Annotated in this window: 2 protein-coding genes and 1 tRNA gene; 1 reads left to right on the top strand and 2 read right to left on the bottom strand. The window is 59.8% G+C overall.

What is annotated here, in order from left to right; all coding sequences use genetic code 11:
* The first annotated feature begins 209 nt into the window (after positions 1 to 209).
* Positions 210 to 1,535 (top strand): multiheme c-type cytochrome, encoded by a 1,326-nt coding sequence (locus tag WBP53_RS17290; RefSeq protein WP_423930994.1) that lies wholly within the window; start codon positions 210 to 212, stop codon positions 1,533 to 1,535.
* Positions 1,536 to 1,654: 119 nt separating this feature from the next.
* Here the strand turns inward: WBP53_RS17290 and WBP53_RS17285 are convergent, their stop codons facing one another.
* Entirely contained in the window at positions 1,655 to 2,359 is a 705-nt protein-coding gene (locus tag WBP53_RS17285; RefSeq protein ID WP_423930993.1) for a PP2C family protein-serine/threonine phosphatase, read from the bottom strand.
* A gap of 139 nt (positions 2,360 to 2,498) precedes the next feature.
* A tRNA-Leu gene (locus WBP53_RS17280) sits at positions 2,499 to 2,585 on the bottom strand.
* Positions 2,586 to 2,628 lie beyond the last annotated feature (43 nt).

The raw sequence follows: 2,628 nt of genomic DNA, 5'->3' as shown, positions 1-2,628 counted from the left end.
CCTCAACGGTTGAGCCTCCCGGCGATTCGACGGACCTCCCGAAGGCGTTTTTTGCACACTCCCTCGCCTTGGCAATCCAGGGATTCGCATCGGATTCGCAGGCCTGCAAAAGCCACTTCGTGGGAACTGCTGGCGATGTGGTGCATAATCGGGACGGGGATGATGGCCCGAACGTGAGTCCAACCGGATAGCCACGGGGAGAAAAACTTATGAGTCGTTGCAGTCTTGCCTTGATCGCCATGCTGTTGCTGGCGCTGTTTCCAGCTTTCGTGATCGCAGCTCCATCAGCGGTCAGTGCGATCGAATCCCACAAGCACATGGGGGTGGCCAGTTGCAGCAATAGTGTCTGCCACGGGGCCTCGCAGCCATTCCGCGATTCGAATGTTCTGCAGAACGAGTTTGCGATCTGGCAGGAGTTTGACCCTCATGCCAGGGCTTGGCAGACGCTCGGCAGCGATGCGTCCAAAGCCATTGCGCGCAATCTGGGTATCGGTGATCCGGCGTCGGCAAAGATATGCATCGACTGCCATGCCGATTCCATTCCCGAAGCCATGCGTGGCGACCGTTTTCAGCTTTCCGATGGTGTAGGTTGTGAGTCCTGTCACGGCGGGTCCGAGCTCTGGCTCAACGCACACGCCGATCGCAGTGTTACCCACGCGGAGAACGTGGAGAACGGCCTTTATCCTACAGACCAGCCTATCGCCCGTGCGCGCCTGTGCCTGTCCTGCCACATGGGTACGCCAGACCGGATGATCACCCATCGCATCATGGGTGCCGGTCATCCGCGGCTGTCATTTGAACTCGATACCTTCACCTGGCTCAATCCGCACTACAAGATTGGCGAGGCCTGGGTGGCACGCAAGGGAGAATGGAACGGTGTGCGCGACTGGGCGGTTGGCCAGGGCGTGGCGTCCGAAAACCTGCTGGACATCCTGACTGATGAAAATGCTGGCTGGCGAGGCATCTTCCCGGAGCTTGTCCTGTTCGATTGCCATGCCTGCCACAAGCTCATGTCAGGCCGAAAATGGGCTCCGCGTCAGGGAACGGGACTCGGCCCGGGCGTAGTTCGCCTGAACGACTCCAATGCTCTGATGTTCCGCCATGTGCTGGCACCGGTCGACAAGGCTGCAGCCGCACGACTCCTCGAGCAGACCCGTGCCTTGCACAAGGCAACGACGAAAAGCCAGGATGCCACTCTGGCTGCTGCAAGAAAGCTGCGGGCCAGCATCACCGAACTGCTGCCAGCCGTGGCTGCATTCAATTATGGCCCGGATAGTCTTGATGCCATTCTTGCCAGCATCGAAGCCGATGCCAAGCGTGGCGAATATCGTGATTACGCATCGGCCGAGCAAGTTGCAATGGCAGCACAGTCGGTGGTGGTTGCGTTCGAGAATGACGGCCAGATCAATGCAGATCAGGCTGCATTGCTGCGCAGCCGGCTCGACGAGCTCTATGCCACGATCAAGGATGAAAACGCCTGGTCGGTGCAACGGTTCAACTCTGCGCTTGCAGCGCTGCGTGCGGCGGCTCCCTGAGCCGCCTGCGGGCAGGCCGGGGTAAATCCTGAATGGTTGACAGGCGCCTCTCCACGGGGCGCCTGCTGCGACTCTGGCGCAAGTGTCGTGCCGCGACGATTCAGCAGTCGCGGGAGCAATCAGCGATTGCGAACGAGTATTACCGTGACGTTGTCGGATCCGCCGCCATCCAGCGCAGCGAGAATCAACTGGTCGACGCATTCCTGAGCCGATAACTCCTGACGGGCAATCAGTGCAGCAATTTCTGCATCGCTCACTTCTTCCGTCAAACCGTCGCTGCAAAGCAGAATCTGCATGCCGGCATTGAACTCGCCACGGACCAGTTCAACACGCAGGGATTGCGGGTCGGTGACTCCGAGTGCCTGAGTCACTACATTCCGGTGCGGGTGGTTGCGTGCCTGCTCGCTGGTGATCGCGCCCTGGTCGATCAGTTCCTGGACATAGGAGTGATCCTGGGAAATTTGCTTGAGCTCGCCGTTCCAGAGATAGATGCGGCTGTCACCAACCCAGGCAATCTCGAATTCATTCTCGCCAACCAGGCGCATTGCCGCGATTGTCGTGCCCATGGGCAGGGCTTCGCTGCGGCGATTGGAATGCCGGATGATCTCCTCGTCCGCAAGCTGAACTGCGCGAACCAGCGGCGTGCTCTTGTTGATTTCGGCAATCAGGGTATCGCGTGCGATCGCGCTGGCGACTTCGCCATGCTCATGCCCGCCCATGCCGTCGGCAACCAGCCAGACGCCCATGTCGGCATCGGCATAGTAGGTATCTTCGTTGTGCTCGCGACGCAAGCCGACGTGCGTGCTGTGGCCGAATTCGATCATGCGCAGTCGACGAGCCTGTTGAGCGAGTCCCGGTGGGAGTTCATCTGTGCAACCTTCCCCTGTAGAGGTTGTCTCATGACAGGCATGATGCCGCGCCGGTCATGCCGGGCGCAAGCGTGTTGCGGGGATTGCATCAAATTGGTGCCGAAGGCGAGAATCGAACTCGCACTCTGTCGCCAGAACCGGATTTTGAGTCCGGCGCGTCTACCAGTTCCGCCACTTCGGCGCGGGGGCGCGGAGTATACGCCAGAACAATACCCCGAGTTCAA

It is taken from the genome of Dokdonella sp. (assembly GCF_049593775.1).
In the GTDB taxonomy this organism is placed as follows: Bacteria; Pseudomonadota; Gammaproteobacteria; order Xanthomonadales; family Rhodanobacteraceae; genus Dokdonella.
The sequence above is the reverse complement of the archived record's forward strand: the minus strand, read 5'-3'. Positions and strand labels throughout refer to the sequence as shown.